The sequence below is a fragment of the Clostridioides sp. ZZV15-6598 genome (assembly GCF_020657705.1).
Lineage (GTDB): Bacteria > Bacillota > Clostridia > Peptostreptococcales > Peptostreptococcaceae > Clostridioides > Clostridioides difficile_F.
In genome coordinates, this window is sequence record NZ_JAGWCS010000296.1 from 1 (window position 1) to 820 (window position 820).

Consider the following 820-nt stretch of genomic DNA (forward strand, 5'->3'; position numbering starts at 1 on the left):
CAGTATATTTGTTAAACCTGTTTTAGAAACAGAAGATTATTATATTGATGAGAAAAAAGGTCGTATAGAAGATACAAGGAATGGAATAGACATAGCTAATGATAAATTTCAAAAAAAACTTAATGTTTTAAAACAACTTTCAAATCAAACGAATAGTGATGAATTTTCTAAAAAGATTAAATCCATGTCAAAAGAAAAACTCGATAATCTAAATGTTGATGAATATAAAAATGTTGGCTTTTGGAAGGTATTTAATTATAGAGCTACAAATTCACTTATAAATATAGGTATGTTGATTATTATAATCATAATTGTATCAAATCTTTATACAGATGAAGTAATTTCTTCGGTAAAAGATATTATACTATCGTCAAAAGAGAAGAAAAGGGCATTAAAATCTAAAATAGTTATTGCTATATTTATACCATTAGTAATTTATGCTGTTTATTTAGTATGGATATTTATTATAACCTGCATACAACAAGGATTACCAATTAACGGTGACTTAGAATCGTTTAGGATAGTAGATAATATAGTTACATTGAAAACAAATTCAAATATAACAAACTATGTAATATCAAATATAGCTATAGATATTTTAATGTTTGAAGGATGGGCAATGATAGCTATGTTAGGTTCTTTTATTAGTAAATCTTCAATATCATCAGTAGGTTTTCTTATTTTAAGTATAGCTGTAGCTAAAGTGATGTCAGTAGTTCACATATTACCTAAAGGATTGCTTTCAATTATTTCAACAGTAAATTACTATGATTTAATATTTGGTTTTAATAAAATAATAGGAAATTATTTAGGTGATATT

At 24.5% G+C, this 820-nt stretch carries 1 protein-coding gene; it reads left to right on the plus strand.

Going from position 1 to position 820, the window contains the following annotated elements:
- The coding region (locus KGF50_RS21685; protein ID WP_227849977.1) for a hypothetical protein at positions 1-820 on the plus strand (820 nt) is incomplete at both ends.